This window comes from Streptomyces sp. WAC06614, assembly GCF_003949795.1.
Taxonomy (GTDB): domain Bacteria; phylum Actinomycetota; class Actinomycetes; order Streptomycetales; family Streptomycetaceae; genus Streptomyces.
Genome location: NZ_RPRY01000700.1, coordinates 1 through 1,103, shown reverse-complemented (window position 1 = coordinate 1,103; position 1,103 = coordinate 1). Strand labels below are relative to the sequence as shown.

At 75.2% G+C, this 1,103-nt stretch carries 1 protein-coding gene and 1 pseudogene; one reads left to right on the top strand and one right to left on the bottom strand.

Going from position 1 to position 1,103, the window contains the following annotated elements:
- Positions 1 to 793 (bottom strand): M48 family metallopeptidase (locus EF918_RS35990; RefSeq protein WP_260611020.1); only part of this gene is annotated, 793 nt, incomplete at its 3' end.
- A 67-nt stretch (positions 794 to 860) separates the two neighbouring features.
- Between EF918_RS35990 and EF918_RS38875 the strand changes: the two are divergent.
- Positions 861 to 1,103: pseudogene (locus EF918_RS38875) on the top strand (hypothetical protein); the annotation flags it as partial.

Here is a 1,103-nt window from a genome sequence, read left to right as displayed (position 1 = left end):
ACGCCGTGCTGCTCAAGCCCGACCGGCGCACTGCCGTTTCCGGCGGTCTCGCGCTGGCCGCGGTGTTCGCCGCCGCCGGGCTGCCCGGCGGGCTGCTGCACGTCCTGCCCGGCGACGCCGCGGCCGGCCAGTGGAGGAGGGCCACCGGGAACGGCCGGGACAGCGCGGCGCGGCGGTCGCCGAGCTCGGCCCGCAGCCGGGCGATCTCGGCGCGCAGCTCGGCCGGGTCGTTGGAGCCGAGGGCCCAGATCCGCTTGGGGTCGTGGAGCTCGTCCAGCGGGATCGGCCCGGCGTGCCGGGTGTCGGCGACCATGTCCCAGTCGTCGTGCGGCAGCCCGAGCAGCCGGCGGACCCGGTGGCGGCCCGTGAGCAGGGCCGTGGTCGCCGGGGTGAGCGGGACGTCGTCGGTGATGAGCAGGGTGGCGGCCTGGGTGAAGGCCTCGTGCGAGGCGTCCAGCTCGTCGTGGGCCTCCAGGGTCTCGGCGATCACCTCCCACGGGGCCGGGTCGGTCGGGGCGGCGGCACGGATCCCGGAGATCAGGGCCCGGGCCTCGGCCTCGTGGCCGTACTCCCACAGGTTGGCGGCCTGGCGGGCCTTGATCAGGTGGACGTCGGCCGGTTCGCCCGCGAGGAGTTGGTCGTAGAGCGTACTCGCGCGGTCCCGGGCGTCGGCCAGTTCGAAGTGGGCCGCGGCCTGGAGGAGGAGCGGCTCCTGGTCCTCGGGGTAGCGGTGCGCCGTGCGGATGAGGCGCTCGGCTTCGGCGATGTGCTCGGCAGGCGTGTCGGGGCGCATGGTTCACACCGTACTGCTGCTGGTCAGTTGACGGGGGAGGTCTTAGGGTGCGCCCGTGCGAGATCACATGCGTGGGGTGGTGCGGGGGTCCCGGCAGCACGCGCACTGGGTACGGCTCGCACGCGTGCTCTGGGTCGGTGCCGAGGTGATCACCACGGTGGGGCTGGTGGTGGCGTTGCTGGTGGTGCACCAGGTGTGGTGGACCAACCGGCAGGCGGCCGCCGGGGCCCAGGAACTCGTCCGCGGGCTGGAGGGGGACTGGGCGCGGGGCCACCCGGAGCCCGGCCTTCCGCCGCCGACGGCGGGGGAG